Below are 25,564 nucleotides of genomic sequence, written 5' to 3'. Positions count from 1 at the left end.
GGTCTCACGGCCGGAAGTTGCGGCTCAGACCCTGCCACACGTCGTCGTACCCGCGCTGCAGATGGACCGCGCCGGCCGCCTGGGCGGTCGCCGTGACCGGCCAGCGGGTCTCGAACATGAACGCCAGTCCGTCGTCGATCTTCTGCGGCTTCAGCGCCGCCGCGCTCGCCCGGTCGAAGGTCGCACGGTCCGGGCCGTGTGCCGACATCATGTTGTGCAGTGAACCGCCGCCCGGTACGAAGCCGCCCGCCTTGGCGTCGTACGCGCCCTCGATCAGGCCCATGTACTCGCTCATCACGTTCCGGTGGAAGTACGGCGGGCGGAAGGTGTCCTCGCCGACCAGCCAACGGGGCGCGAAGACGACGAAGTCGACCCCGGCCAGCCCCGGGGTGTCGGACGGCGAGGTCAGCACGGTGAAGATGGACGGGTCGGGATGGTCGTAGCTGATGCTGCCGAGGACGTTGAAGCGGCGCAGGTCGTAGACGTACGGGGTGTGGTTCCCGTGCCAGGCGACGACGTCGAGCGGCGAGTGGCCGTAGGTCGCCGACCAGAGGTTCCCGCAGAACTTGTTGACCACCTCGACGGGGCCCTCACGGTCCTCGAACGCCGCCACGGGCGCCAGGAAGTCCCGCGCGTTGGCCAGGCCGTTGGCCCCGATCGGTCCCAGGTCGGGGAGTACGAACGGCTGCCCGTAGTTCTCGCAGACGTAGCCGCGGGCGGTGGTGCCGAGGAGCTCGACGCGGAAGCGGACCCCGCGCGGGATCAGCGCGACGTGGCCCGGCTCCGCGCGGAGCAGGCCCAGCTCGGTGCGGAGCAGCAGGCCGCCGTGCTCGGGGACGATCAGGAGCTCGCCGTCGGAGTCGCTGAACACCCGGTCGGTCATGGAGGAGTTCGCGCTGTAGAGGTGCACGGCCATGCCGCTGCGCTGCGCGGCGTCGCCGTTGCCGCCCAGCGTCCACAGGCCCGTCAGGAAGTCCGTCCCCGGTGCGGCGTCGGGGAGGGGGTCCCAGCGCAGCCGGTTGGGGTCGGGGACCGCCTCGGTGAACGGGGCGGTGCGCAGTGTGCCGTTGTCGATGCGGACGAAGGCGGGATGGGCCGCCGAGGGGCGGATCCGGTAGAGCCAGGACCTGCGGTTGCGGGCCCGGGGTTCCGTGAAGGCCGAGCCGCTCAGCTGTTCCGCGTACAGCCCGAGCGGGGCGCGCTGCGGCGAGTTGCGGCCGTGCGGCAGGGCGCCCCGCACGGCCTCCGAGCTGTGCTCGTTGCCGAATCCGGCCCCGTAGGTGAGTTCTTCCGCGGTCTTCCTCGCCTGCTCGATGCCGCTCATCATGCGCTCCCGGTGAGAAAAGGAATCCTGTGGATCCCCGACGAGGAATCCTATGGGCAACCGTAGGAATGGAAACGCGGCCCGTCAACGGCATACGTGGTGCACTCGGGTGTAACGGGCGGGACGAAGGGTGCGGAAGGGGCTCCCGCCGGGAGCGCCCGAGGTGGGCGGCCCGTGAGCAGTTCGTGGGGGGATCGAACCCCTGTCGGGGCTCACGGCATCATGGTGGGCGTGTCCCCTGCGAATACGAACCTCCGGCGCGTCCCGGTGCAGCAGCGAAGCGCCGACCGCCTGGCCCGGATCCTCGACGCCGGTGCCGGACTCCTCGACGAGACCGGCTACGAACAGCTGTCCACCCGGGCGGTGGCTGACCGTGCCGGGGTGCCCATCGGCTCCGTCTACCGCTTCTTCCCCAACAAACGGGCCCTGGTCGACGCCCTGGCCGAGCGGAACCTGGACCTCTACGCCGAGCGGATCGTCGACCGTCTCGCGGTCATCCCCGCACAGGAGTGGCGTGCGGCCATCGACGCCGTACTCGACGAGTACCTGGCGATGAAGCGTTCCGTCCCCGGCTTCGCCCTCGTCGACTTCGGTCCGCCCGTCCCGGTCGCCGATCTCCTCGACCAGGCGAACCAGCGGGTGGCGGACCGGCTGGCCGCCCTGCTCTCCGGTCACCTCGGCCATCGCTCCGGAACCGACGGGGATCTGCTCCGGACGGTCCTGGTCTGCGTGGAGGCGGCCGACGCGCTGCTCCGGCTCGCCTTCCGCTCGGACCCGTCGGGCGACCCGGCCCTGATAGCCGAGACCCGGATCCTGCTCCAGGCCTATCTGGCCGGCGTCCTCGACGGGCCCCCGCCCGCGGTGTGACCCGGCCGGCGGGCAACTCCCGCCCGGCCGGCGGGCCGGAGGGCGAGAAGGCGGGCGTCCACACCCTCGCCAGCATCCGTACCGGTCGGTATGCTCGGTCCCGCCGGGAACCGCGCCCGCCCCGCGGGCCGCGGTGCACCGCCGCACGCCCGCGCGCCACCGCTGTCGCCGCCCCGGGGAGGGCCCATGTCCCACGATTCCCGCACCGCTCTGCGTGTCTGCCCGCTCTGTGAAGCCACCTGCGGACTCACCCTCACCATCGAGGGGACCACGGTCACGGGAGCCCGGGGCGACCGTGACGACGTCTTCAGCCAGGGCTTCATCTGTCCCAAGGGCGCGTCCTTCGGCGGCCTCGACGCCGACCCCGACCGGCTGCGCAGCCCGCTCGTGCGCAAGGACGGAGTCCTGCGCGAGGCGACCTGGGACGAGGCGTTCGACACGATCGCCGCGAAGCTCCCGGCGCTGGCCGAGGCACACGGCACACAGGCGGTCGGCGTCTACCTGGGCAACCCCAACGTCCACACGATGGCCGGCGCGCTCTACCCGCCGCTGCTGCTGTCCGCGCTCGGCACCCGCAACGTCTTCACCGCGAGCACCCTGGACCAGATGCCCAAGCACGTCTCCAGCGGACTGCTCTTCGGTGATGCGCACGCCATCCCCGTACCCGACCTGGACCGCACCGCCCACCTCCTGCTGATCGGCGCCAACCCGCTCGAATCCAACGGAAGCCTCTGCACCGCCCCCGACTTCCCCGGCAGGCTCAAGGCGCTGCGCAGGCGCGGCGGCACCCTCACCGTCGTCGACCCGCGCCGCACCCGCACCGCTCGCCTCGCCGACCGGCACGTCGCGATCCGGCCGGGTGCCGACGCCCTCCTGCTCGCCGCGCTCACCCAGGTGCTCATCGAGGAGAAGCTCGCCGACCCCGGCGTGCTCGCCGACCACCTCGACGGCTACGACGAACTGGCCCACGCGATAGCCGACTTCACCCCCGAAGCCGTGTCCACCGCCTGCGACCTCGACGCGGGCACCATCCGCACGGTCGCCCGCGAACTCGCCGCCGCCCCCGCCGCGGCCGTGTACGGGCGCATCGGCAGCTGCACCGTCGAACACGGCACCCTCGCCAGCTGGCTCGTCGACGTGCTCAACATCCTCACCGGCAACCTCGACCGCCCCGGCGGCGCCCTCTTCCCGCTCTCCGCCACCGCCCGCGCCCCCCGGGCCGCCGCCCCCGGGAAGGGTTTCGCCCTCGGCCGCTGGAGCAGCCGGGTCTCCGGCCACCCCGAGGCCAAGGGCGAACTGCCCACCGCGGCGCTCGCCGAGGAGATCGAGACCCCGGGGGAGGGGCGGATCCGCGCCCTGATCGTCGTCGCCGGCAACCCGGTGCTCTCGTCCCCCGACGGGGACCGTCTCGACCGGGCACTGGCCGGCCTCGACTTCATGGTCAGCGTCGACCCGTACCTCAACGAGACGGCACGCCACGCGGACGTGGTGCTGCCCCCGCCGCCGCCCTCGCAGAGTGCCCACTTCGACTTCGCCTTCAACTCCTTCGCCGTCCGCAACCAGGTCCGCTACAGCCGTCCCGCCGTGCCCCTGGAGGACGGCGGGATGGACGAGAGCGAGATCCTCGCCCGCCTCGTCCTCGCCGTCGGCGGCCTGCACGGAGCATCGCCCGAGGCCGTCGACGACCAGGTCATCGCCGCTGCGCTGACCAGGGCCGGGGCCCCCGCGGCGCTCGCCGCCGAGCTGACGGGCGACACCGGGGCGGAGCGGCGCCTCGACCTGATGCTGCGCCTGGGCCCGTACGACCTCACGCTGGAGCGGGTCCTCGCGCATCCGCACGGGATCGACCTGGGTCCGCTGAAGCCCCGCCTCCCGCAGGTGCTGAAGACCCGCAGCGGTCACATCGAGCTGTTCCCGGCGCCGATCGCCGCCGACCTGCCCCGGCTGCGTGCGGCACTCGGCACCGGGCCCACCGGGCTCGTCCTCGTCGGCCGCCGCCATCTGCGCTCCAACAACAGCTGGATGCACAACGTCGCCTCGCTGCGCGGCGGCTCGAACGTCTGCACGTTGCAGATCCACCCCGACGACGCTGCCCGCGTCGGACTCTCCGACGGCGACACCGCCCGCATCACCGCCGCGGGCGGCGAGGTCGAGGCACCGGCGGAGATCACCGACGCCGTCCGGACCGGGGTCGTGAGCCTTCCCCACGGCTGGGGGCACAGCCGTCCCGGCACTCGTATGTCCGTCGCGGAGGCGGAGCCGGGAGTCAACGTGAACCAGCTGCTCGACGGCACCCTCATGGACCCGCTGTCCGGCACCTCGGTGCTCAACGCTGTGCCGGTCTCTGTATCACCAGCTCCCTGACCTGGTGTTTTGCTCGTATTGCTCACACGTCAACATCTTGTGAACGCCGTGACGGGGCCCCTAACGTCATCCGAACCGCCGACCTCGGTGCGAGTTCAATGGTGAACGTGAGGTATCCCACACATGCTGACAATCCTCGGATTTGCCATGATCGCGACCTTCCTGGTCCTGATCATGATGAAGAAGATGTCGCCGATCGCGGCGCTGGTCCTGATCCCCGCACTCTTCTGTGTCGCCGTCGGGCAGGGCGCGAAGCTCGGCGACTACGTCATCGAAGGCGTCGGCACACTGGCGCCGACCGCGGCGATGCTGATGTTCGCCATCGTCTACTTCGGCGTGATGATCGACGTCGGCCTCTTCGACCCGATCGTCCGGGGCATCCTGCGCTTCTGCAAGGCCGACCCGATGCGCATCGTCATCGGCACCGCGCTGCTCGCCGCGATCGTCTCGCTCGACGGCGACGGCTCCACCACGTTCATGATCACCGTCTCGGCGATGTACCCGCTCTACAAGCGGCTGAAGATGAGCCTGGTCGTGATGACCGGCATCGCGGCCACGGCCAACGGCGTCATGAACACCCTGCCCTGGGGCGGCCCCACCGCCCGTGCGGCGACCGCCCTCAAGCTGGACGCGGGCGACATCTTCGTCCCGATGATCCCGGCGCTCGCCGTCGGACTGCTCGCCGTCATCCTGCTGGCCTGGGTCCTGGGGCGCCGCGAACGCAAGCGTCTGGGCATGCTCACGCTCGACGAGGTGCTCGTGCGGGAACCCGAGACCGTCCTCGTGGGGACGGGCGGCGGGGCGCTCGCCAAGGGAACGCCACAGGCCGGGGGCGGCGGTACGGGCGGCACCGCGGACGGGCCGCACGAGTCCGGGAAGCCGGCGGGTCCGGACGAGTCGGACGAGCCGGACGAGGAGTTCAAGGGGCTGGACCCCAACCGGTCCACGCTGCGGCCCAGGCTCTACTGGTTCAACGCCGGCCTCACCGTCGCCCTGCTGGCGGCGATGATCCTCGAACTTATGCCGATCCCGGTGCTCTTCCTGCTCGGCGCGGCTCTCGCCCTCACGGTCAACTTCCCCCACATGCCCGACCAGCGGGCCCGGCTCGCCGCCCACGCGGACAACGTCCTCAACGTCTCCGGCATGGTCTTCGCCGCCGCGGTCTTCACCGGTGTCCTCACCGGTACGGGCATGGTCGAACACATGGCGGACTGGCTCGTCGGCGCCATCCCCGAGGCGATGGGCCCGCACATGGCCCTCGTCACCGGCCTCCTGAGCCTGCCCCTCACCTACTTCATGTCGAACGACGGCTTCTACTTCGGGGTCCTCCCCGTGCTCGCCGAGGCCGGCGCCGCCCACGGCGTCTCCCCGCTGGAGATCGCCCGCGCGTCCCTGGTGGGCCAGCCGCTCCACATGTCGTCCCCGCTCGTCCCCGCCGTCTACGTCCTGGTCGGCATGGCGAAGGTCGAATTCGGCGACCACACCAGGTTCACCGTCAAGTGGGCCGCGCTGACCTCGCTGGTGGTCCTCGGCGCCGGAATCCTCTTCGGCATCATCTGATGCCCACCCCGTCACGGCCCGGCAGGGGCTGGCTGCTGCGCCTCGTCATCGCCTTCGCCTTCGCGCAGGGGGCGGTTTCGATGGCGCGGCCCGCCGTCTCCTACCGGGCCCTGTCCCTGGGGGCCGACGAGCGCGCGATCGGCGTCATCGCCGGAGCGTACGCGCTGCTCCCGCTCTTCGCCGCCGTGCCGCTGGGCCGCAGGACCGACCACGGCCGGTGCGCGCCCCTGCTGCCCCTCGGCGTCGTCCTCATCGCCGGGGGCTGCGCGCTGAGCGGCGGCGCGCGTTCGCTCCCGGCGCTCGCGGCCTGGAGTGGGGTCATGGGCCTGGGACACCTCTGCTTCGTGATCGGCGCCCAGTCGCTGGTCGCCCGGCAGTCGGCCCCCGCCGACCAGGACCGCAATTTCGGCCACTTCACCATCGGGGCCTCCCTCGGACAGCTCGTCGGACCGATCGCCGCCGGATACCTCGTCTCGGAGCGGGACGGCGCCATGGCCCGTACGAGCGCCCTCGCGCTCCTCGTGTCGGCCGCCGTCGCCGCCGTCTCCTTCACCGCCCTGTGGCGCATCGAGCACCGCAGGGCCGCAGGCTCCCCCAAGCCGGCCGCGGACAAGGTCCCGGTCGGCCGGATCCTGCGGACCCGCGGCGTGCCGGCCGGCATCTTCATCAGCCTCGCCGTGCTCTCCGCCACCGACATCCTCACCGCCTACCTGCCGGTCGTCGGAGAGCACCGGGGCATCGCGCCCGCCACGGTCGGACTGCTGCTGAGCCTGCGGGCCGCAGCCACCATCGCGTGCCGGCTCGTCATGACACCGATGCTGCGCCTCTTCGGCAGGACGGCCCTGCTGACCACGACCTGCCTGCTCGGCGGTCTGCTGTGCGCGGGGATCGCCCTGCCGGTGCCCGTCTGGGCGCTCGCCGTGATGCTCGCGGCGATGGGCTTCTGCCTCGGGGTCGGCCAGCCGCTCTCGATGACCACGGTCGTCCGGGCCGCCCCCGCGGCGGCCCGCTCCACCGCGCTCGCCCTCAGGCTCACCGGCAACCGCCTCGGCCAGGTCGCGGCCCCCGCGTCGGCCGGGCTGATCGCCGGTGTCGCAGGCAGCGCCGCGCCGTTCGTGATGCTGGGAGCGCTGCTGGTCGGGGCGGCCGGACTCGGCCTACGCAGCGGCCGGGTCCCGGCCGCGGAGCCCGCTCCCGCCCCGGTGGCGGCCCCCGACCCGGCCGCGGACCCCGTTCGGGCCGAGCCCGCTCCGGACGCCGAGGAACCCCGCGCGAACCGGAATCCCGCCTGACACATCCCGGAACCGATCAACCTTGCACGAATCATTCCCACACCCCGCCCGGTGGGCTAACTTCAGGCCACGCAGCCACTCCCCACGCGCAGCCACCCTTCCCTCCCGGGCGGAAACATGAGTCGTGCCATCTCCCTGCGCAGTGTCAGCAAGACGTACGGACGGTCCCCGCGCGCGGTCGACCGGTTCTCGCTCTCCGTCGCCCCCGGCGAGTTCGTGGTGCTGCTGGGCCCCTCGGGCTGCGGAAAGTCGACCGTGCTCCGCATGATCGCGGGCCTGGAGGAGATCACCGAGGGAGAGCTGCTGCTCGACGGCGAGCCGGCGAACGACCTGACGCCGCGCGAACGCGGCATGGCCATGGTCTTCCAGAACTTCGCGCTCTATCCGAACATGACCAATCGAGCCAATATCGGCTTCCCGCTGAAGTTGGAGAACTCCCGCCGCGACCACACCGAGCGGGTCGAGTCCACCGCCAGGATGCTCGGCATCGAGAGCGTGCTGGACCGCTACCCCCGCCAGCTCTCCGGAGGCGAACGCCAGCGGGTCGCGATGGGCCGCGCCATCTCGCGCCGGCCCTCCGCCTTCCTGATGGACGAGCCGCTCTCCAACCTCGACGCCAAGCTGCGCAACCACCTGCGCGCCGAGATCGCCCAGCTCACCGCCGAGCTGGGCGTCACCACCGTGTACGTCACGCACGACCAGGCCGAGGCGATGTCGCTCGGCGACCGGGTGGCCGTGATGCGCGGCGGGGTGCTCCAGCAGGTCAGCTCGCCGCGCGAGGTCTACGCGCTGCCGGAGAACGTGTTCGTCGCCGCGTTCATCGGCACCCCGAGGATCAACCTGCTCCAGGCCGTCGTCCACGCCCCGCTGGAGGGCCGGATGTCGATCGACCTGGGCCGCCAGCGCCTCGCGCTGCCCGAACCGCTCAGCCCCGACCACCAGCTGCTCCGCATCCAGCAGGGCCGCCCGGTCATCGTCGGCCTGCGCTCCGAGGCCGTCCGGATCGCCCCGCCCAGCCACGCCCGCCCCGGAGAGGTGGCCCTCAGCGGCATCGTCGAGCACGTCGAGTACCAGGGGCACGAGGCGCTCGTCCACCTCAACACCGGCTCGCGGCCCGCCGTGGTGCCCGACCTGGAGTCCGCCCGGCCGCGGACGCCCCAGCGCCGCCGTGCCGGGGGCGGCGGAACCGGTGTGCTGGAACGCCTCAGGCAGCGAGCCGCCGGCTCCGTCGCCGTACTCGACCCCCCGGCCCCGGAGCGGTACGCCGTGCGCGGCCCCGACCGTCCGGCCGTCACGGCGAGCGACCTCGTGGTCCGCACCGGCCCCGACCTGCGGCTGCGCACCGGGGGCCAGGTGCCGCTCCTCGTCGACCTGGCGCACCTGTACGTCTTCGACCACTCCGGGCGCCGGATCTGCCCCCTGCCCAGGGACATCCCCGGGCTCGACGTGTGACCGCTGCCCGCGGCCGCGCGTGACCTGTGTCTCCAGCCGTTCCCTGGCGCCGAAAAACTAACAGCGCTAGTTTGGGGCCGGGACGGCATCGGTCCGTACGCACTGCTTCGGCGGCAGGCACAGCGAAGCCCGGGAGGAACAGCCATGAAGGCGCATGACGGGATGTACATCGGCGGGGAGTGGCGGCCCGCCTCGGGCCGGGACACGATCGCGGTCGTGAACCCGGCCGACGAACAGGTCATCGGCCATGTCCCGGCGGGCAGCGCCGAGGACGTCGACGCCGCGGTACGCGCCGCCCGCGCCGCGTTCCCCGGCTGGGCCGCCACCCCGCCCGCCGAGCGTGCCGCCCGGATCGGCGCCCTGCGCGACGTCCTGGCCGCCCGCCAGGAGGAGATCGCCGAGACCGTCACCGCCGAGCTCGGCTCGCCGCTGCCGCTGTCCCGCGCGGTGCACGCGGCCGTACCGGTGCTGGTCGCCGGCTCGTACGCCGAACTGGCCGCCACCCACTCCTTCGAGGAGCGGCTGGGCAACTCCACCGTCCTGCTGGAGCCCGTCGGCGTCGTCGGCGCGATCACCCCCTGGAACTACCCGCTCCACCAGATCGTCGCCAAGGTGGCCCCCGCGCTCGCCGCGGGCTGCACCGTCGTCCTCAAGCCCGCCGAGGACACCCCGCTCACGGCCCAGCTCTTCGCCGAGGCCACCGGGGAGGCGGGCCTGCCGGCCGGCGTCTTCAACCTGGTCACCGGCCTCGGCGCGGTCGCCGGACAGGCGCTCGCCGAGCACGAGGGCGTCGACCTGGTGTCCTTCACCGGGTCCACCGCAGTCGGCAGGCAGATCGGCGCCACGGCGGGCGCGGCGGTCAAGCGGGTCGCGCTGGAGCTCGGCGGCAAGTCCGCCAACGTCATCCTGCCCGGCGCCGACCTCGCCAGGGCGGTCAACGTCGGCGTCGCCAACGTGATGTCCAACTCCGGCCAGACGTGCAGCGCCTGGACCCGCATGCTGGTCGACGCCGAGCGCTACGAGGAGGCCGTGGCCCTCGCGGCGGCGGCCGTCGCCAAGTACGTCCCCGGGGAGAGGGTCGGCCCGGTCGTCAACGCCAAGCAGCAGGCCCGGGTGCGCGGTTACATCGAGAAGGGCGTCGAGGAGGGCGCCCGTCTCGTCGCCGGAGGCCCCGAGGCACCCAAGGAGCAGGGCTACTACGTCAGCCCCACCGTCTTCGCCGACGTCACGCCCGGCATGACCATCGCGCAGGAGGAGATCTTCGGCCCGGTGCTCTCGATCCTGCGGTACGAGGACGTGGACGACGCCCTGCGGATCGCCAACGACACCGTGTACGGGCTGGCCGGTGCCGTCTGGGGCGCCGACGACGCCGAGGCCGTGGCCTTCGCCCGGCGCATGGACACCGGCCAGGTGGACATCAACGGCGGCCGCTTCAACCCGCTGGCGCCCTTCGGCGGCTACAAGCAGTCGGGCGTGGGGCGCGAACTGGGCCCGCACGGCCTCTCCGAGTACCTCCAGACCAAGTCCCTCCAGTTCTGAGTCCCCCTCCGATCCACCGAGGAGTCTGTTCGTGGTCCGCGCCGCTGTACTGCCCGCCGTCGGAGCTCCCCTGGAGATCACCGACATCACCCTCCCGGAGCCCGGCCCCGGCCAGGTGAGGATCAGCCTCGCCGCCGCCGGGGTCTGCCACTCCGACCTGTCCCTGTCGAACGGCACCATGCGGCTGCCCGTCCCCGCCGTCCTCGGCCACGAGGGGGCGGGCACGGTCCTCGCCGTCGGCGAGGGCGTCACCGAGGTCGGTCCCGGCGACCAGGTCGTCCTCAACTGGGCGCCGTCCTGCGGAGAATGCTTCCACTGCGGGATCGGCGAGATCTGGCTCTGCGCCGACGCGCTCAAGGGCGCGGCCGCCGTCCACGCCCGTACGGCCGACGGCACGGAGCTCCACCCCGGACTGAACGTCGCGGCCTTCGCGCAGGAGACCGTCGTGGCGGCCAACTGCGTCCTGCCCGCCCCGGCCGGCATCCCGCTCACCGACGCGGCCCTGCTCGGCTGCGCGGTCCTCACCGGATACGGGGCGGTGCACCACTCCGCCCGGGTCCGTGAGGGCGAGAGCGTCGTCGTCCACGGGATCGGCGGGGTGGGCCTCGCGGTCCTCCAGGCCGCCCGCATCGCGGGGGCGTCGAGGATCATCGCCGTCGACGTGTCGCCGGAGAAGGAGGAGCTCGCCCGCCGGGCCGGGGCCACCGACTACGTCGTCGCCTCGGACACCACCCCGCGCGCGATCCGCAAGCTGACCGGTGGCCAGGGGGCGGACGTCGCCGTCGAGTGCGTGGGACGGGCCGCCACGATCCGCGCGGCCTGGGAGTCCACCCGCCGCGGCGGCCGCACCACGGTCGTCGGCATCGGCGGCAAGGACCAGCCGGTGACCTTCAACGCCCTGGAGATCTTCCACTGGGGCCGTTCCCTCACGGGCTGCGTGTACGGCAACAGCGATCCCGCGCGGGATCTGCCGGTGCTCGCCGAACACATCCGGGCCGGCCGGTTCGACCTCTCCATGATGGTGACGGAACGCATCGGCCTGGACGGCATTCCGGCAGCCTTCGAGAACATGATCGCGGGCAGGGGCGGCCGCGCGCTGGTCATTTTCTAGATCCGGACGCGGGGGACAGGGACGCAGGGGACCCGGGGACCGCGCGGGGCGGTGGCCCCGGACCCCGCACGGCGGTCGGCGGCGGCTCAGGAGGCCCGGGCCGCCGCCGGCTCCTCGCCGTCCGTGTCCGTGCGGGAGGCCGTGCGCGCCCGGGTCCGGGAGATCGCCACCCCGGTCAGGCAGAGCAGCCCGCCCGCGACGGTGAGCAGCGCCGGCACCTCGCCGAGCAGCAGCCATGACATCAGCACCACCAGGGCGGGCACCGCGTACGTCGTCGCGCCCAGCCGGCCCGCCGTGGTCCGGGCCAGGGCGTAGGCCCAGGTGGTGAAGGCCAGAGCCGTCGGGAAGACACCGAGATAGACCATGTTCAGTGTGGCGGAGAGCGGGGCGTCGGCCGCCTCGGAGACCAGCACCCCCGTGAAGGGCAGGCAGGCGACCGTACCGACCAGGCAGCCGAACGTGGTGATCTGCAGAGGTGATCCGTGGCGCAGCGCGGGCTTCTGGATGACCACCCCGCCCGCGTACGACACCGCGGCCAGCAGGCACAGGAGAACGCCGAGCACCGAGGAGCCGCCGTGCCCGGACATGGAGAGGCCCACCACGACGGCCCCGGCGAACGAGACCCCCATGCCCGTGAGGAGCCGGCGCGGCAGCCCCTCTCCGAGCAGCCGGGCCCCCAGCAGCGCCATCAGGATCGGTCCGATGTTCACGATCATGGCCGCCGTACCCGCGTCGACCCGCTGTTCGCCCCAGTTGAGCACCACCATGTAGAGCCCGAACCACAACAGCCCGGACGCGAGGATGCCCGGCCAGGCGGCCCGCGACGGCAGCCCTTCACGGCGTAGGAGAAGGATCGCGCCCAGTGTCAGCGTGCCCGCGAGCAGTCGGCCCAGGGCCAGCGCGCCGGGCGAGTACGCCTCGCCGGCGCTGCGGATCGAGACGAAGGCGGAGGCCCACAGGACCACGGTGGTGCACACGGCCGCCGGGGCGCGCCAGTCCCGGACGGGTGAGGAAGCCGCAGGTGGTGCGGGTGTCGTCGTCATGGCCACGACCGTAGGTCCCAAACGCTGCGGCACCCACCGAATTGTCAGGGCCCGTCAATCGTGGCGGGGTCGATGCCCAGGAGTTCCGACAGCGCCCGCAGTCCGGTGGGCGTCGCCCGGACCGCTCGGCCCGATCCGATCCGTTCGCACCATCCGGCGTCCAGCGCGTGCCCGCAGAGGGCGGCACCCGCGGCGCCCGCCAGGTGCGGCCTGCGCTCGGTCCAGTCCAGGCAGCCGCGCGCGAGGGGTCGTCGTGACGCCGTGTCCAGAGGCGCACCGAGTGCGCCGAACCAGTCCAGCCCGTCCTCGGTGAGCGCGAAGCCGGTGTCCTGCCGCAGCAGCCCCCGGGCGGTCATCGCGTCCGTGATCGCGATGCCGAGCCGCCCGGCCAGGTGGTCGTAGCACGTGCGTCCCCTGGCCAGTGCGCTGCTCAGGCCCGCGGCGCCCAGAGTCCTGGGGTGCGTCTCCTCCGGGCCCGGGGCGGCCTGCGCGGCGAGTTCCTCGACGAGCCGGGCGGCACGCGCTCCGGCGAGCCGCACATAGCGGTGGCGGCCCTGCCGCTCCTCGGCCAGCAGACCGCCCGCGACCAGCTTCCCCAGGTGCTCGCTCGCGGTCGACGGGGCCACCCGGGCGTGCCGGGCCAGCTCGCCCGCCGTCCAGGCCCGGCCGTCGAGCAGGGCGAGACAGAAGGAGGCGCGGGTCTCGTCCGCGAGCAGCGAGGCGAGAGCGGCGAGGCGGGGTGCGGCGGGGTCGTGCGACGGCGTACGGGCCATACCGTCCAGGATGCGTCAGGAACGGTTCGGCGAGTGCCGAACCGTCACCCCTGCCGTGCCCGACGCGGCGGTGCCGGTCGCCACGGTCTGCTCGTACTGGAGCGCCAGGCCGTCCAGCAGGGCCCGCAGCCCCGTCTCGAAGGCGCCCTCGTCGACCTGCTGGCGGCGGTCGGCCAGCAGATGGGCCTGGCCGAGGTGGGGGTAGTCGGCGGGGTCGTAGGCGGTCTCGTCGTCGACGAAGCCGCGGGCGAAGGAACCGAGCGCGGATCCGGTGATGAAGTAGCGCATGAGCGCGCCGATGTACGTCGCCTGGGCGTGCGGCCAGCCGGCCCGGACCATGGCGCCGAACACGGCGTCGGCGACCCGCAGCCCGGCCGGCCGGCGCCCCGGGCCCTGGGCCAGCACCGGGACGATGTGCGGGTGCGCGGAGAGAGCCGCTCGGTAGGAGACGGCCCAGTCGTGCAGGGCGGCGGGCCAGTCGCGGGGGTCGGACTCCTCGAACATCGACAGATCGACCTGGGCGGACACGGCGTCGGCGACCGCGTCGAGGATCTCGTCCTTGTTCCGGAAGTGGTTGTAGAGCGAGGGGCCGCTCACCCCGAGCTCGGCCGCGAGGCGGCGGGTCGAGACGGCGTCGAGCCCTTCGGCGTCCACGAGCGCGCTCGCCGCCTCGACGATGCGGTCTCTGCTGAGGAGGGGCTTGCGCGGTCGGGCCATGCGGCACATAGTAGGGCCTGCCAACAGAAAACTAGCAGTGCTAATTAAAAGTGGGTGGCAGGATGAACCTGGAGCTGAGCGAGGAGCAGGAAGCCGCACGGCAGCTCGCCGAGGACTTCGTCGCACGGGAGATCACTCCGCACGCCGTCGCGTGGGACAGGGCCGAGAGCGTCGACAAGTCGATCGTGAAGAAGCTGGGAGACCTCGGTTTCCTCGGTCTGACCGTCCCCGAGGAGTACGGCGGCTCGGGCGGCGACCACCTCGCCTACTGCCTGGTCACCGAGGAGCTCGGGCGCGGCGACTCCTCGGTGCGCGGCATCGTGTCCGTCTCGCTCGGCCTGGTCGCCAAGACGATCGCCTCCTGGGGCAGCGAGGAGCAGAAGCGGCAGTGGCTGCCGGGGCTCACCGCGGGCGAGGCCGTCGGCTGCTTCGGCCTCACGGAGCCGGGCACCGGCTCCGACGCGGGCAACCTGACCACGAAGGCCGTGCGCGACGGTGACCACTACGTGATCAACGGCTCCAAGATGTTCATCACCAACGGCACCTGGGCCGACGTCGTCCTGCTCTTCGCCCGCACCGGCGACGCCCCCGGCCACCGGGGTGTCTCCGCCTTCCTGGTGCCCGCCGACAGCCCGGGCCTGACCCGGCGCACCATCCACGGCAAGCTCGGGCTGCGCGGCCAGGCCACGGCCGAGCTGGTGCTGGAGGACGTCCGCGTCCCCGCCGCCACCCTCCTGGGGCCGGAGGGCAAGGGCTTCTCCATCGCCATGTCCGCGCTGGCGAAGGGCCGGATGTCGGTGGCGGCCGGCTGCGTCGGCATCGCCCAGGCGGCCCTCGACGCCGCTGTGCGCTACGCGGGTGAGCGCGAGCAGTTCGGGAAGTCCATCGCGAGCTACCAGCTCGTCCAGGAGCTGATCAGCGACATCTCCGTGGACGTCGACGCGGCCCGCATGCTGACCTGGCGCGTCGCCGACCTCGTCGACCGCGGCAAGGACTTCGCCACCGCCGCGTCCACGGCGAAGCTCTTCGCCTCCGAGGCGGCCGTCCGGGCCGCCAACAACGCCCTCCAGGTGTTCGGCGGCTACGGCTACATCGACGAGTACCCGGTGGGCAAGCTGGTGCGGGACGCCCGCGTGATGACCCTCTACGAGGGCACCAGCCAGATCCAGAAGCTGATCATCGGCCGCGCGCTGACCGGGGTCTCCGCGTTCTGACCGCCGGTGCCGCCCCGGCCCCCTCGCCCCCTTGCGGTCAGGACGGATGAGTACCGACTGAGTACGCCTACGGATGTGGCGTGCGCCCCCTCGCCCGATGCTGTGCAGCATGAGTGAGACAACATCGGTCAAGCAGCAGAGCACCGCGGCCTTCTACGGCCAGGCCGTCCTCTCCTTCGGGGTGGCCATGGGCGCGGTGGCCCTCGGTATCTTCTTCCTCGACGCGGACGGCTGGGTGCGCGCCTTCCTCGCCATCGGCGTTCTCTACCTCGTCACTTCGTGCTTCACTCTGGCCAAGGTCATCAGGGACCGCCAGGAGGCGGGGCAGATCACCAACCGCGTCGACCAGGCCCGGCTGGAGAAGATCCTCGCCGAGCACGACCCCTTCCAGAAGCTCTGACGGTCCCGGCCACCGGCGTCCCCTAAGCGCTTGCTCAGGTTCGCGGTATGGTGTTCGTCCTGCGAGGGGAAAGGGGCACGTGAACATGAGCACGGCGGAGGAGACCGACGGCGAGAACACGCCGTGGAGCGAGGTCACGCCCGAGGCGGCCCGGCGACTGCTCGTCGCGGCCGTCGAGGCCTTTGCCGAGCGCGGGTATCACGCGACCACCACGCGGGACATCGCGGGGCGGGCCGGGATGAGCCCGGCCGCGCTCTACATCCACTACAAGACCAAGGAGGAGCTGCTCCACCGGATCAGCAGGATCGGCCACGACCGCGCCCTGCTCCTCCTGGAGACGGCCGCCGACAGGGACGGCACCGCGGCCGAGCGGCTCGCAGGTGCCGTACAGGCCTTCGTCCGCTGGCACGCCGAGCGCCACACCACCGCCCGGGTCGTCCAGTACGAGCTCGAAGCCCTCAGCGACGAACACCGTGCGGAGATCGTCGAGCTGCGCCGGAAGAGCGACGCCGCGGTGCGCCGGATCATCAGCGAGGGCGTCCGGACGGGGGAGTTCGACGTCCCCGACGTCCCGGGCACCACGCTGGCCGTGCTGTCGCTCTGCATCGACGTGGCGCGCTGGTTCAACGCGCAGGGCAGCCGGACGCCGGACGAGGTCGGCACGCTCTACGCCGACCTCGTCCTGCGCATGGTCGGCCCCCGGAAGTAGTACCCGGAGCGTGCCGCGCGCCCGTACGGCTCAGAAGTAGTAGCGCGACACCGATTCGGCGACGCAGGCCGGCTTGTCGCCGCCCTCGCGCTCGACCGTGACGAGGGCGGTCACCTGCACCCCGCCGCCCGCCTCCTCGACGCTCCTGAGCACGGCGGTGGCGCGCAGCCGCGACCCGACCGGGACGGTGGAGGGGAAGCGGACCTTGTTGGTCCCGTAGTTGATGCCCATCTTCGCGCCCTCGACCCGGAGGATCTGCGGGACGAGCACGGGCAGCAGCGACAGCGTGAGATAGCCGTGGGCGATCGTCGTGCCGAAGGGGCCGGCCGCGGCGCGCTCCGGGTCCACATGGATCCACTGGTGGTCGCCGGTGGCCTCGGCGAACAGGTCGATCCGCTTCTGCTCGATCTCCAGCCAATCGCTGTGACCGAGCTCCTGGCCCACTCCGTCCCGCAGCTCCTGTGCGGACGTGAAGATCTTCGGCTCTGCCATGTTCCTGGTCCCTGCCTTCCGGCTGTCAGCCCCGAGGCGCACGCCCCGAGCGGTGTCTAAGCGCTTGCTCAGCATGGTGGGGCAGTGCGCCCCTGTCAACGACGGACCGTCCCGGGTATTCCAAGTGGGCGGCGGCGGCCGAGACGGGGCCAGTAGGGTTCGGGGAGTGCCACAGATCCCGCAGACACTTCATGAACTCACAGTCGGCCAGCTCTCCGCGCGCAGTGGCGCCGCCGTGTCGGCCCTGCACTTCTACGAGGCCAAGGGCCTGATCAGCAGCCGCCGCACCAGTGGCAACCAGCGCCGCTACAGTCGGGACGCCCTGCGGCGGGTCGCGTTCGTCCGCGCCGCGCAGCGGGTGGGGATTCCGCTCGCCACCATCAGGAACGCGCTCGCCGAGCTTCCGGAGGAGCGCACTCCGAACCGCGAGGACTGGGCGCGGCTCTCCCACGCGTGGCGCTCGGAGCTGGACGAGCGCATCGAGCAGCTGGGGCGGCTGCGCGACCACCTCACCGACTGCATCGGCTGCGGGTGCCTGTCGCTGGAGAACTGCGTGCTGTCCAACCCCGGCGACATCTCCGGCGAGCGGATCACCGGGTCGCGTCTGATGCCCGAGCGCAGGGCTGCGGACCGCTCGTAGGCGCGCCCGTGCCGTGCCCGGGCGCACGGGGCCCGGATGCCGACCGCGGCTCAGGCCCACGCGGGGTGTGCCGTGGTGCGGCGGTCCGGGTCGCGTGGGTTGCCGCGGTCGGGTCGCGTGGGTGCGAGGCGTTGCGGTGGCCGCGTCACGTCGGGCTTGTCGGGCTCCCGTGCTCCGGCGGTCCGGGTCCGCGCGGGTTGCGGCGGTCCGGGTCCCGAGGGGGTGCGATGCGGCCCGGCGCCCCGGGCCCCTCAGGCCGCCGATGCCAGCTTCCTCGTCCGTCCCCCCCGGGCCTTCGCCAGTGCCCGCTCGGTCAGCACGGGCCGCGGGACCACGATGCCGCATCCCGTGCAGACCGGCCCGGACCAGGGTTCACGGTCGAGGTCCTGCCGCCAGGCGATGCCGGTTCCCGCGCAGACCGGGCAGGCGGCGCCCGGCTCCGAGCCGAGGGCGGCGATCAGCCGCCCCAGCACCTCGGCCAGCGGTGCGGTCGGGTGGATCTCCGGGTCGTCGCAGGGGGCGACGCCGTTGCCGCCCCAAGTGCGCCGGTGCCAGTCGTCGAACGTGCCCGGCCGGCGCAGCCCGTCGTGCTTCTCGCGGCGCCGCCGCTCGGCGAAGCCCGTCTCGTACGCGAGCCAGACGGCCCGCGCGTCCTCCAGCTCCTCCAGTGCGCGGATCAGACGCACCGGGTCGGGAGCCCGGTCCTCGGGCTCGATCCCGTGCCGGGCACACAGGTGATCCCAGGTCGCGCGGTGACCGTAGGGGGCGAACCGCTCCAGGCATTTGCGCAGCGAATACCGCCGCAAAGCCAGATCGCCCCGCTGATCGCGGACCTGTCTCGCAAGACTCCGGAAACCGGCCATGGCACTGCCACCTCCGTCGCTCGTACTTCGGCGTCAAGGGATGGACGTACGACTGCCCGATTCGGCTCCATCGAAAGGTGATAACCGTCCACGGAATGAGACGGTTTCCCGAGAGACGGTGTGGCGGCGTGTGGCGATTCGGAAAAAGTGACTGATGTTCATCTTACCGGGGTGGCCTACCGGCGGTAACCTCCGGCGCATCGGCCACCCGGAGGAGCACGCATGCCCCCTCGCACCCACACGCTCAGAGCCGCCACAGTCGCGGCCGTCCTCGCTCTCGGTACGTCCCTTCTCGCCTCGGCGCCCCCGGCCGGGGCGGCGCAGCCGGAACCCGTCGCCGTCACCGACCACTGCCAGGGCCGGTGCGCGGACATCCTGCCGCCCGGCGAGAACGGCAACGCCACCCTCGTCGAGATCCTCGGCAACAAGGCCTTCGGCACCCACCCCGCCCACAGCGACGACCAGCTCGACCGCTACAACGGCCTGGTGGCCGGTCACACGGGCCTCACCGACCAGAAGCTGACCGACTTCTTCAACGACGCCTCGTTCGGGGTCGCCGCCGACCAGGTCGAGTCCGTCACCTCGCCGCGCTCGGACGTGACCATCACCCGCGACAAGAAGAGCGGCGTTCCCCACATCAAGGGCACCACCCGCTACGGCACCGAATTCGGCGCCGGGTACGCGGCGGGGCAGGACCGGCTCTGGCTGATGGACCTCTTCCGGCACATCGGACGCGGCCAGCTGACCTCGTTCGCCGGAGGGGCGCTCGCCAACCAGGGGCTGGAACAGCAGTTCTGGCCGCAGGCCCCGTACACCGAGGCGGACCTGGAGGCCCAGGTCGCCTTCATCCGGACGTCCGAGGGCCCGCGCGGTGAGCAGGCGATGGCCGATGCGCAGGCCTACGTCGACGGCATCAACTCCTACCGGGAGAAGTCCAAGAACGGCCGCTACTTCCCCGGGGAGTACGTCCTCACCGGGAAGATCGACTCCATCACCAACGTGGGCGAGATCCAGCCGTTCAAGCTGACCGACCTGATCTCGATCGCCTCGGTCGTCGGCGGACAGTTCGGCGGGGGAGGCGGCGGCGAGGTGCAGGCCGCGCTCTCCCTGCTCGCCGCCCAGCAGAAGTACGGTGTCGAGGAGGGCACCAGGGTCTGGGAGTCCTTCCGCCAGCGCAACGACCCGGAAGCCGTCCTCACCGTCCACGACGGCACCTCGTTCCCCTACGCGGGCAAGCCCGACCAGGCCCGCGGCACCGCCCTCCCCGACGCGGGCTCGGTCACCCCCGAACCGCTGATATACGACCGCACCGGCTCGGCGGGCACCAACGCGAAGACCCCCGTGAAGGCGCCGGCCGCGCTCGAGCCGCTGCAGGGCATGTACGACGACGGAGTCGTCCCGGGGGGATCCCTGCCCGGAACCGGCGACGGCGCCCAGAAGCGGGGCATGTCCAACGCCCTCCTGGTGTCGGGCAAACACACCGCGAGCGGCAACCCCATCGCCGTCATGGGTCCCCAGACCGGCTACTTCGCCCCGCAGCTGATGATGCTCCAGGAGCTCCAGGGGCCCGGCATCAGCGCCCGCGGCGTCTCCTTCGCGGGTGTCGGCATGTACATCCAGATGGGCCGCGGCCAGGACTACGCCTGGAGCGCCACCTCGGCGGGCCAGGACATCACCGACACGTACGCCGTCGAGCTCTGTGAAGCCAACGGTTCCGCGCCCTCCAAGAGCTCCACGCACTACCGCAACGACGGTGTCTGCACGCCCATGGAGAAGATGGAGCGCACCAACTCCTGGAAGCCCACCGTCGCCGACTCCACCGCCAAGGGCTCCTATCGGATGCAGGTGTGGCGCACGGACTACGGCATCGTCACCCACCGCGCCACGGTGGGCGGCAAGCCCGTCGCGTACACCTCGCTGCGCACCACCTACCGGCACGAGGCCGACTCGATCATCGGCTTCCAGATGCTCAACGACCCGGCCCTCGTCACGGACGCGGCCTCCTTCCAGCAGGCGGCCGGCCACATCGACTACGCCTTCAACTGGTTCTACGCCGACTCCCGCACCGCGGCCTTCTACAACAGCGGCATGAACCCGGTGCGCGCCGCCGGAGTCGACCCGGCGCTGCCGGTCAAGGCCGAGAAGGCGTACGAGTGGAAGGGCTACGACCCGGCCGCCAACACCGCCACGTACACACCGTTCGCGGAGCACCCGCACTCCAGCGGCCAGGACTACTACATCTCCTGGAACAACCGTCAGGCCAAGGACTACGCCACCGCCGCCTTCGGCTTCGGCTCCGTCCACCGCGGCGACCTGCTCGACGACCGGGTTGCGGCACTCGTCGCGAACGGCGGAGTGACCCGCGCCTCCCTCACCCGCGCCATGGCGGAGGCGGCACTCACCGACCTGCGCGGCGAACAATTGCTGCCCGAGCTGCTGAAGGTGCTGCGCTCCCAGCCGGTCACCGATCCGGCGCTCAACACCGTGGTGCAGCAGCTGGACTCGTGGCGGGCCTCCGGCGCGCAGCGCAAGGAGACCAGCTCCGGATCGCACACGTACACGCATGCGGACGCGGTACGCATCATGGACGCCTGGTGGCCGAAACTGATCGAGGCGGAATTCCGTCCGGGCCTGGGCGACGGCCTCTTCACCGCCCTGACCGGGAACCTTGCCACCGACGAGTCACCGGCGGCGAGCCACGGACCGAGCGGGGCGCACAGCGGCTCGGCGTTCCAGTACGGCTGGTGGGGCTTCGCCGACAAGGACCTGCGCCAGGTCCTCGGGCAGACCGTCAAGGGGCCGCTGGCGAAGACGTACTGCGGCAACGGCGACCTGAGCGCGTGCCGCGAGGCGCTGCTCAGCACGCTGAAGCAGGCGGCCGCGGTGCCCGCGACCACGGTGTACCCGGGTGACGACAGCTGCAAGGCGGGGGAGCAGTGGTGCAGCGACGCCATCATCCACCGCGCGCTCGGCGGGATCACGCACAAGACGATCCACTGGCAGAACCGGCCGACGTACCAGCAGGTCGTGGAATTCCCCTCCCACCGCTGACTCCCGTCCCCGACCGCCGGACGGGCCCTCCCGGCCCGTCCGGCAGACCGGAACAGCCCGTCCGGCTTTCGAGGACAGCGCAGTACGCCGGAGTCCGCTGCCCCGTGCGCACGGGGCAGCGGACTCCGGCGGTCCGTCAGGGCCCGCCCGGCACCCGGTCCGTCCGGCGCCCGAGGACGGAGCGGTGCGCCGGGGGCGGCGCACCCTGTGCGGGGCCCCGGCCCGTCCGGCAGGGACGAGGAACCGGCCGACGGCCGCCCCGGCACTCACCGGTACAGCAGGTGCGACTTCCGTACCGACCGGAAGGCCGCCAGATCCGCCCCCCAGGCCCCCACCACCTCATCCGTGTCGGCGCCCGCGTCGATCATCGTGCGGACCCGCGTGTTGCCCGTGAGCTTGTCGATCCAATTGTCCGAACGCCACGCGAACCCGCTCCAGGTCCGTTTCGCCGTCACCAGCAGCGCGATGCCGGTGCGCACCGGGTCGAAGGCCTCCCGGTCCTGGACGTGCACCTGCACCCCGCCCACCGTCCTCCCCTGGAACTTGGAGAACGTCGGCGCGAAGTACGCCTCGCGGAAGGCCACCCCGGGCAGCTCCAGCGCGTTCGCCGCCGCCGCCCACCGGTGGTCGATCCCCTCCGCGCCGAGGAGCTCGAACGGCCGCGTCGTGCCCCGGCCCTCGGACAGGTTCGTGCCCTCGAACAGGCACGTCCCCGAGTAGACCAGCGCCGTCTCCGGCGTCGGCATGTTGGGGCTCGGCGGCACCCACGGCAGGCCCGTCGTGTCGAAGAAGTCCGAGCGCCGCCACCCCGACATCTTCACGACGTCCAGCTCCACCGGTCGCGCCGCCAGGAACTCGGCGTTGAACAGCAGTGCCAGCTCCGCGACCGTCATGCCGTGCGCCTGGGCGATCTCCCTGCGCCCGACGAACGTGGCGAAGGCCGGGTCGAGCACCGGGCCCAGCGCCGCCCGCCCGGTCACCGGATTGGGCCGGTCGAGGACCACGAGCCGCTTGCCCGCGAGCGCCGCCGCCTCCATGCAGTCGTACAGCGTCCAGATGTACGTGTAGAAGCGGGCTCCCGCGTCCTGGATGTCGAAGACGACCGTGTCCACGCCGGACGCCGTGAAGATGTCGGCGAGCGGCTGCCCGCTCTTGAGGTACGTGTCGTAGACGGGCAGCCCGGTCGCCGGGTCGTCGTAGCGGCCCTCGGACCCGCCCGCCTGAGCGGTCCCGCGGAAACCGTGCTCGGGTCCGAAGACCGCGGTCAGGTTCACCCGGTCGTCGGGGTGCATCACGTCGACGAGGTGCCGCACGTCGGCGGTGATCCCGGTGGGATTGGTCACGACGCCGACCTTCTGACCCGCCAGCAGCCGGTAGCCGTCGGCCGCCAGCCGTTCGAAGCCGGTCCGGACACCCGGGCGTCCGGAGCCGTGGCCCCGGCCCGCTGCCGCCGCCGTTCCGGTACCGGCCGCGGTGGCCGCGAAGGCCCCCACCGCTCCGCCGGCCGCGAGCAAACCACGCCTGGACAGGGTCATTCCGGTACCTCCATGATCGCGCCGACTGTCATGGTCACGCACGCTAGCGCGGGTGCGGGCCGCACGGAACGGCCCTGACCGGGCAGAATCCCAGTCCTGCCCCGGACCCCTTCCCGGATCACATACCGACTGGTTAGTCTGCCGGGAAAGACGGCTGGGAGAGGCGGGACCGATGAGTACGGTGCAAGGCGCTGGCGTAGTGGTGACCGGGGCGGGAGGGGGCATCGGCGCCGCTCTGGCACGCCGTTTCGCCGCGGAGGGTGCCCGGGTCGTGGTCAACGACCTCGACGCCGGCCGGGTCGAGGCCCTCGCGGAGGAGATCGGCGGCATCGTCGTGGCGGGCGACGCCTCCACCGTCGTGGACGCCGCACGCGACGCGCTCGACGGCACGATCGACGTCTACTGCGCCAACGCGGGCCTCGCGTCGGGCGGGGACGCCTTCGCGGAGGAGGACGTCTGGGCCAGGGCCTGGGACGTCAACGTGATGGCGCACGTCCGCGCGGCCAAGGCACTGCTGCCGGACTGGCTGGAGCGCGGCAGCGGCCGGTTCGTCTCCACCGCGTCCGCGGCGGGACTGCTCACGATGATCGGCGCCGCCCCGTACAGCGTGACCAAGCACGGTGCGGTCGCCTTCGCCGAGTGGCTCTCGCTGACCTACCGGCACCGCGGCGTCAAGGTCCACACGATCTGCCCGCAGGGCGTGCGTACGGACATGCTCACCGCGGCCGGTTCCGCGGGCGACCTCGTGCTCGCGCCCACCGCGATCGAGCCCGAGGCCGTCGCCGACGCCCTGTTCGAGGCCATGGAGCAGGACCGCTTCCTGGTCCTGCCGCACCCCGAGGTGGCCGGCTACTACCGGGCCCGTGCCAAGGACCCCGACCACTGGCTCGGCAACATGAACCACCTGCAGCAGAAGTGGGAGGGGTCCGGCGCATGACCCGGTCGATCTACGCGGCGAAGCCCTGGACCGCCCTGCTCAGCGAGGTCCAGCGACGCCCCGTCCATCCGGCCGAGACCGTGGTGCACGCCTTCCGCGACGCCGTCGGCCGGGCCCCGGATCACCCCGCGCTCGCCTACTTCGACGGACGCCTCAGCTACCGCGAGACCGACGAGCTCTCCGACTCCGTCGCCGGGCATCTCGCCGCCGAGGGGCTGCGGCACGGCGACCGCGTGGCGATCATGCTGCAGAACACCCCGCACTTCGTCCTCGCGCTGCTCGGCGCCTGGAAGGCCGGTGCGACCGTCGTCCCGCTCAACCCGATGTACAAGTCCGGCGAGGTGGGCCACGTCCTGAAGGACGCGGGTGTGACCGCGCTGATCTGCTCCGACCGGGCCTGGGCGTCCTATCTGCGGGACACCGCCGAGGCGGCGCCGGGCGTGAGCATCGCCGTCACCGCATGCGAGCTGGACCTCCAGAGCACCGACGACCCGCGGGTGCTCGGCTTCGAGCGGCTCCCCGCCCCCGGCCCCGGAGACCGGCAGGCCGACCTGGTGACCGTCGCCCGGCGCGGTCTCGCCGCCCCGGAGGGCCGGGAGCTCACCGCCTCGGACGTCGCACTGATCAGCTACACCTCCGGGACCAGCGGCACCCCCAAGGGGGCCCTGAACTCGCACGGCAACATCATGGTCAACGCGGAGCGGCAGCGCACCGGCCACCCCATCGCCGAGGGAGCGGCCTACTTCGCGCTCGCCCCGCTCTTCCACATCACCGGCATGGTGTGCCAGCTCGCCACCTGTATCGCCAACGCGGGCACCCTGGTCCTCGTGTACCGCTTCGAGGCGAGCGTGGTCCTGGAGGCCTTCGCGGAGCACCGCCCCGCCTACACCGTCGGCCCGTCGACCGCCTTCATGGCGCTCGCCGCCCACCCGGGCGTCACCCGCGAGCACTTCGCCTCCTTCGAGGTGATCTCCTCGGGCGGGGCGCCGCTGCCGCCCGCCCTGGTCGAGAAGTTCCGCGCGGGCCTCGGCCCGTACATCCGCAACGGCTACGGCCTCACCGAGTGCACCGCACCGTGCGCCGCCGTGCCGCCGGAGCACGAGGCTCCCGTCGACCCGGTCTCCGGGACGCTGTCCGTCGGCCTGCCCGGCCCCGACTCGGTCGTCCGGATCATCGACGAGAAGGGCGACGACGTGCCCTTCGGCGAACAGGGCGAGATCGCCGTGCGGGGACCCCAGGTCGTCTCCGGCTACTGGAACCTCCCCGAGGCCACCGAGGCGGCCTTCCCCGGCGGTGAGCTGCGCACGGGCGACATCGGCTTCATGGACGCGGCCGGCTGGCTCTACGTCGTCGACCGCAAGAAGGACATGATCAACGCCTCCGGCTTCAAGGTCTGGCCCCGGGAGGTGGAGGACGTCCTCTACACCCACCCGGCGGTCCGCGAGGCAGCCGTCGTGGGCGTCCCCGACTCCTACCGCGGAGAGACCGTACGGGCCTACGTCAGCCTGCGCCCCGGGGCCGAGGCGGACCCCGGGGAGCTGAGCGCGTACTGCGAGGAGCGGCTCGCCGCGTACAAGTACCCGCGCGAGGTGGAGATCCTGAAGGAACTCCCGAAGACGGCAAGTGGGAAGATCCTCAGGCGGGAACTGCGTTCCCCCCGTTAGGGACTCCGGATACAGAC

The 25,564-nt window shown here is 72.3% G+C and carries 21 protein-coding genes; 14 read left to right on the top strand and 7 right to left on the bottom strand.

Going from position 1 to position 25,564, the window contains the following annotated elements; translation table 11 throughout:
* Positions 1 to 4: 4 nt before the first annotated feature.
* The gene (gene hmgA, locus OG927_RS06405; RefSeq protein WP_330319829.1) at positions 5 to 1,324 is read right to left on the bottom strand and encodes a homogentisate 1,2-dioxygenase; all 1,320 of its coding nucleotides are present in this window, start codon (positions 1,322 to 1,324) and stop codon (positions 5 to 7) included.
* Positions 1,325 to 1,546: 222 nt separating this feature from the next.
* On the opposite strand from hmgA, the gene OG927_RS06400 reads away from it, so the two are divergent.
* The 7 genes from OG927_RS06400 to OG927_RS06370 all read left to right on the top strand — a co-directional run bounded on the left by OG927_RS06400 (position 1,547) and on the right by OG927_RS06370 (position 11,509).
* Positions 1,547 to 2,191, top strand: coding sequence for a TetR/AcrR family transcriptional regulator (locus OG927_RS06400; RefSeq protein WP_330321300.1), 645 nt, complete (start codon positions 1,547 to 1,549; stop codon positions 2,189 to 2,191).
* A gap of 186 nt (positions 2,192 to 2,377) precedes the next feature.
* Positions 2,378 to 4,555 (top strand): molybdopterin oxidoreductase family protein, encoded by a 2,178-nt coding sequence (locus OG927_RS06395; RefSeq protein ID WP_056786310.1) that lies wholly within the window; start codon positions 2,378 to 2,380, stop codon positions 4,553 to 4,555.
* A gap of 123 nt (positions 4,556 to 4,678) precedes the next feature.
* Complete coding sequence (locus OG927_RS06390) at positions 4,679 to 6,115, top strand: CitMHS family transporter (protein ID WP_056786313.1); 1,437 nt, start codon at positions 4,679 to 4,681, stop codon at positions 6,113 to 6,115.
* The gene (locus OG927_RS06385) at positions 6,115 to 7,407 is read left to right on the top strand and encodes an MFS transporter (RefSeq protein ID WP_056786316.1); all 1,293 of its coding nucleotides are present in this window, start codon (positions 6,115 to 6,117) and stop codon (positions 7,405 to 7,407) included. The genes OG927_RS06390 and OG927_RS06385 overlap by 1 nt, the downstream gene beginning before the upstream one ends.
* Before the next feature lie 117 nt (positions 7,408 to 7,524).
* A complete protein-coding gene (locus OG927_RS06380; RefSeq protein ID WP_056786319.1) occupies positions 7,525 to 8,859 on the top strand; it encodes an ABC transporter ATP-binding protein in 1,335 nt (444 codons plus the stop codon).
* A gap of 144 nt (positions 8,860 to 9,003) precedes the next feature.
* The gene (locus OG927_RS06375; protein ID WP_056786322.1) at positions 9,004 to 10,398 is read left to right on the top strand and encodes an aldehyde dehydrogenase family protein; all 1,395 of its coding nucleotides are present in this window, start codon (positions 9,004 to 9,006) and stop codon (positions 10,396 to 10,398) included.
* Between the two features lie 31 nt (positions 10,399 to 10,429).
* Complete coding sequence (locus tag OG927_RS06370; protein WP_056786324.1) at positions 10,430 to 11,509, top strand: Zn-dependent alcohol dehydrogenase; 1,080 nt, start codon at positions 10,430 to 10,432, stop codon at positions 11,507 to 11,509.
* A gap of 86 nt (positions 11,510 to 11,595) precedes the next feature.
* Here the strand turns inward: OG927_RS06370 and OG927_RS06365 are convergent, their stop codons facing one another.
* The 3 genes from OG927_RS06365 to OG927_RS06355 are packed head-to-tail and all read right to left on the bottom strand — an operon-like array spanning position 11,596 to position 14,042.
* Positions 11,596 to 12,552 (bottom strand): DMT family transporter, encoded by a 957-nt coding sequence (locus OG927_RS06365; RefSeq protein ID WP_330319828.1) that lies wholly within the window; start codon positions 12,550 to 12,552, stop codon positions 11,596 to 11,598.
* Between the two features lie 44 nt (positions 12,553 to 12,596).
* A complete protein-coding gene (locus OG927_RS06360) occupies positions 12,597 to 13,325 on the bottom strand; it encodes an ArsR/SmtB family transcription factor (RefSeq protein WP_056786328.1) in 729 nt (242 codons plus the stop codon).
* 15 nt (positions 13,326 to 13,340) lie between these two features.
* Positions 13,341 to 14,042: a TetR/AcrR family transcriptional regulator gene (locus OG927_RS06355; RefSeq protein WP_241191971.1), complete on the bottom strand. Its 702-nt coding sequence runs from the start codon at positions 14,040 to 14,042 to the stop codon at positions 13,341 to 13,343.
* A 62-nt stretch (positions 14,043 to 14,104) separates the two neighbouring features.
* Here OG927_RS06355 and OG927_RS06350 point away from each other — a divergent pair, with 62 nt between their 5' ends.
* The 3 genes from OG927_RS06350 to OG927_RS06340 all read left to right on the top strand — a co-directional run bounded on the left by OG927_RS06350 (position 14,105) and on the right by OG927_RS06340 (position 16,365).
* Positions 14,105 to 15,256: an acyl-CoA dehydrogenase family protein gene (locus OG927_RS06350; RefSeq protein WP_056786330.1), complete on the top strand. Its 1,152-nt coding sequence runs from the start codon at positions 14,105 to 14,107 to the stop codon at positions 15,254 to 15,256.
* A 109-nt stretch (positions 15,257 to 15,365) separates the two neighbouring features.
* Positions 15,366 to 15,656 carry a YiaA/YiaB family inner membrane protein gene (locus tag OG927_RS06345; protein WP_056787444.1) on the top strand — a complete coding sequence of 97 codons (291 nt, stop codon included), beginning with the start codon at positions 15,366 to 15,368 and terminating at the stop codon, positions 15,654 to 15,656.
* Between the two features lie 85 nt (positions 15,657 to 15,741).
* Positions 15,742 to 16,365: a TetR/AcrR family transcriptional regulator gene (locus OG927_RS06340; protein ID WP_056787447.1), complete on the top strand. Its 624-nt coding sequence runs from the start codon at positions 15,742 to 15,744 to the stop codon at positions 16,363 to 16,365.
* A 30-nt stretch (positions 16,366 to 16,395) separates the two neighbouring features.
* Here OG927_RS06340 and OG927_RS06335 read toward each other — a convergent pair whose 3' ends face one another.
* The gene (locus tag OG927_RS06335) at positions 16,396 to 16,857 is read right to left on the bottom strand and encodes a MaoC family dehydratase (protein ID WP_056786333.1); all 462 of its coding nucleotides are present in this window, start codon (positions 16,855 to 16,857) and stop codon (positions 16,396 to 16,398) included.
* Positions 16,858 to 17,023: 166 nt separating this feature from the next.
* Here OG927_RS06335 and soxR point away from each other — a divergent pair, with 166 nt between their 5' ends.
* Positions 17,024 to 17,497, top strand: coding sequence for a redox-sensitive transcriptional activator SoxR (gene soxR / locus OG927_RS06330; protein WP_056786336.1), 474 nt, complete (start codon positions 17,024 to 17,026; stop codon positions 17,495 to 17,497).
* 251 nt (positions 17,498 to 17,748) lie between these two features.
* On the opposite strand, the gene OG927_RS06325 is transcribed toward soxR, so the two are convergent.
* Positions 17,749 to 18,360: a hypothetical protein gene (locus tag OG927_RS06325; protein ID WP_056786339.1), complete on the bottom strand. Its 612-nt coding sequence runs from the start codon at positions 18,358 to 18,360 to the stop codon at positions 17,749 to 17,751.
* A 222-nt stretch (positions 18,361 to 18,582) separates the two neighbouring features.
* Here OG927_RS06325 and OG927_RS06320 point away from each other — a divergent pair, with 222 nt between their 5' ends.
* The gene (locus tag OG927_RS06320; protein ID WP_209470822.1) at positions 18,583 to 21,411 is read left to right on the top strand and encodes a penicillin acylase family protein; all 2,829 of its coding nucleotides are present in this window, start codon (positions 18,583 to 18,585) and stop codon (positions 21,409 to 21,411) included.
* 266 nt (positions 21,412 to 21,677) lie between these two features.
* On the opposite strand, the gene OG927_RS06315 is transcribed toward OG927_RS06320, so the two are convergent.
* Positions 21,678 to 22,946 (bottom strand): exo-beta-N-acetylmuramidase NamZ family protein, encoded by a 1,269-nt coding sequence (locus tag OG927_RS06315; RefSeq protein ID WP_056786343.1) that lies wholly within the window; start codon positions 22,944 to 22,946, stop codon positions 21,678 to 21,680.
* A gap of 172 nt (positions 22,947 to 23,118) precedes the next feature.
* On the opposite strand from OG927_RS06315, the gene OG927_RS06310 reads away from it, so the two are divergent.
* Positions 23,119 to 23,883, top strand: a complete 765-nt coding sequence (locus tag OG927_RS06310; protein ID WP_056786345.1) for an SDR family oxidoreductase — start codon at positions 23,119 to 23,121, stop codon at positions 23,881 to 23,883.
* On the top strand, positions 23,880 to 25,547 hold the full coding sequence (locus tag OG927_RS06305; protein ID WP_330319827.1) for an AMP-binding protein: 1,668 nt from the start codon (positions 23,880 to 23,882) through the stop codon (positions 25,545 to 25,547). Before OG927_RS06310 ends, OG927_RS06305 begins: the two co-directional genes overlap by 4 nt.
* The last annotated feature ends 17 nt before the right edge of the window (positions 25,548 to 25,564 follow it).

This window comes from Streptomyces clavifer (assembly GCF_036345975.1).
GTDB lineage: Bacteria > Actinomycetota > Actinomycetes > Streptomycetales > Streptomycetaceae > Streptomyces > Streptomyces clavifer.
The sequence above is the reverse complement of the archived record's forward strand: the minus strand, read 5'-3'. Positions and strand labels throughout refer to the sequence as shown.

Bases quoted from the DNA above. Each gene is read 5' to 3' on its own strand.
- hmgA (WP_330319829.1), bottom strand. From the start codon at position 1,324: ATGAGCGGCATCGAGCAGGCGAGGAAGACCGCGGAAGAACTCACCTAC.
- OG927_RS06400 (WP_330321300.1), top strand. From the start codon at position 1,547: ATGGTGGGCGTGTCCCCTGCGAATACGAACCTCCGGCGCGTCCCGGTG.
- OG927_RS06395 (WP_056786310.1), top strand. From the start codon at position 2,378: ATGTCCCACGATTCCCGCACCGCTCTGCGTGTCTGCCCGCTCTGTGAA.
- OG927_RS06390 (WP_056786313.1), top strand. From the start codon at position 4,679: ATGCTGACAATCCTCGGATTTGCCATGATCGCGACCTTCCTGGTCCTG.
- OG927_RS06385 (WP_056786316.1), top strand. From the start codon at position 6,115: ATGCCCACCCCGTCACGGCCCGGCAGGGGCTGGCTGCTGCGCCTCGTC.
- OG927_RS06380 (WP_056786319.1), top strand. From the start codon at position 7,525: ATGAGTCGTGCCATCTCCCTGCGCAGTGTCAGCAAGACGTACGGACGG.
- OG927_RS06375 (WP_056786322.1), top strand. From the start codon at position 9,004: ATGAAGGCGCATGACGGGATGTACATCGGCGGGGAGTGGCGGCCCGCC.
- OG927_RS06365 (WP_330319828.1), bottom strand. From the start codon at position 12,552: ATGACGACGACACCCGCACCACCTGCGGCTTCCTCACCCGTCCGGGAC.
- OG927_RS06360 (WP_056786328.1), bottom strand. From the start codon at position 13,325: ATGGCCCGTACGCCGTCGCACGACCCCGCCGCACCCCGCCTCGCCGCT.
- OG927_RS06355 (WP_241191971.1), bottom strand. From the start codon at position 14,042: ATGGCCCGACCGCGCAAGCCCCTCCTCAGCAGAGACCGCATCGTCGAG.
- OG927_RS06350 (WP_056786330.1), top strand. From the start codon at position 14,105: ATGAACCTGGAGCTGAGCGAGGAGCAGGAAGCCGCACGGCAGCTCGCC.
- OG927_RS06345 (WP_056787444.1), top strand. From the start codon at position 15,366: ATGAGTGAGACAACATCGGTCAAGCAGCAGAGCACCGCGGCCTTCTAC.
- OG927_RS06340 (WP_056787447.1), top strand. From the start codon at position 15,742: ATGAGCACGGCGGAGGAGACCGACGGCGAGAACACGCCGTGGAGCGAG.
- OG927_RS06335 (WP_056786333.1), bottom strand. From the start codon at position 16,857: ATGGCAGAGCCGAAGATCTTCACGTCCGCACAGGAGCTGCGGGACGGA.
- OG927_RS06325 (WP_056786339.1), bottom strand. From the start codon at position 18,360: ATGGCCGGTTTCCGGAGTCTTGCGAGACAGGTCCGCGATCAGCGGGGC.
- OG927_RS06320 (WP_209470822.1), top strand. From the start codon at position 18,583: ATGCCCCCTCGCACCCACACGCTCAGAGCCGCCACAGTCGCGGCCGTC.
- OG927_RS06315 (WP_056786343.1), bottom strand. From the start codon at position 22,946: ATGACCCTGTCCAGGCGTGGTTTGCTCGCGGCCGGCGGAGCGGTGGGG.
- OG927_RS06310 (WP_056786345.1), top strand. From the start codon at position 23,119: ATGAGTACGGTGCAAGGCGCTGGCGTAGTGGTGACCGGGGCGGGAGGG.
- OG927_RS06305 (WP_330319827.1), top strand. From the start codon at position 23,880: ATGACCCGGTCGATCTACGCGGCGAAGCCCTGGACCGCCCTGCTCAGC.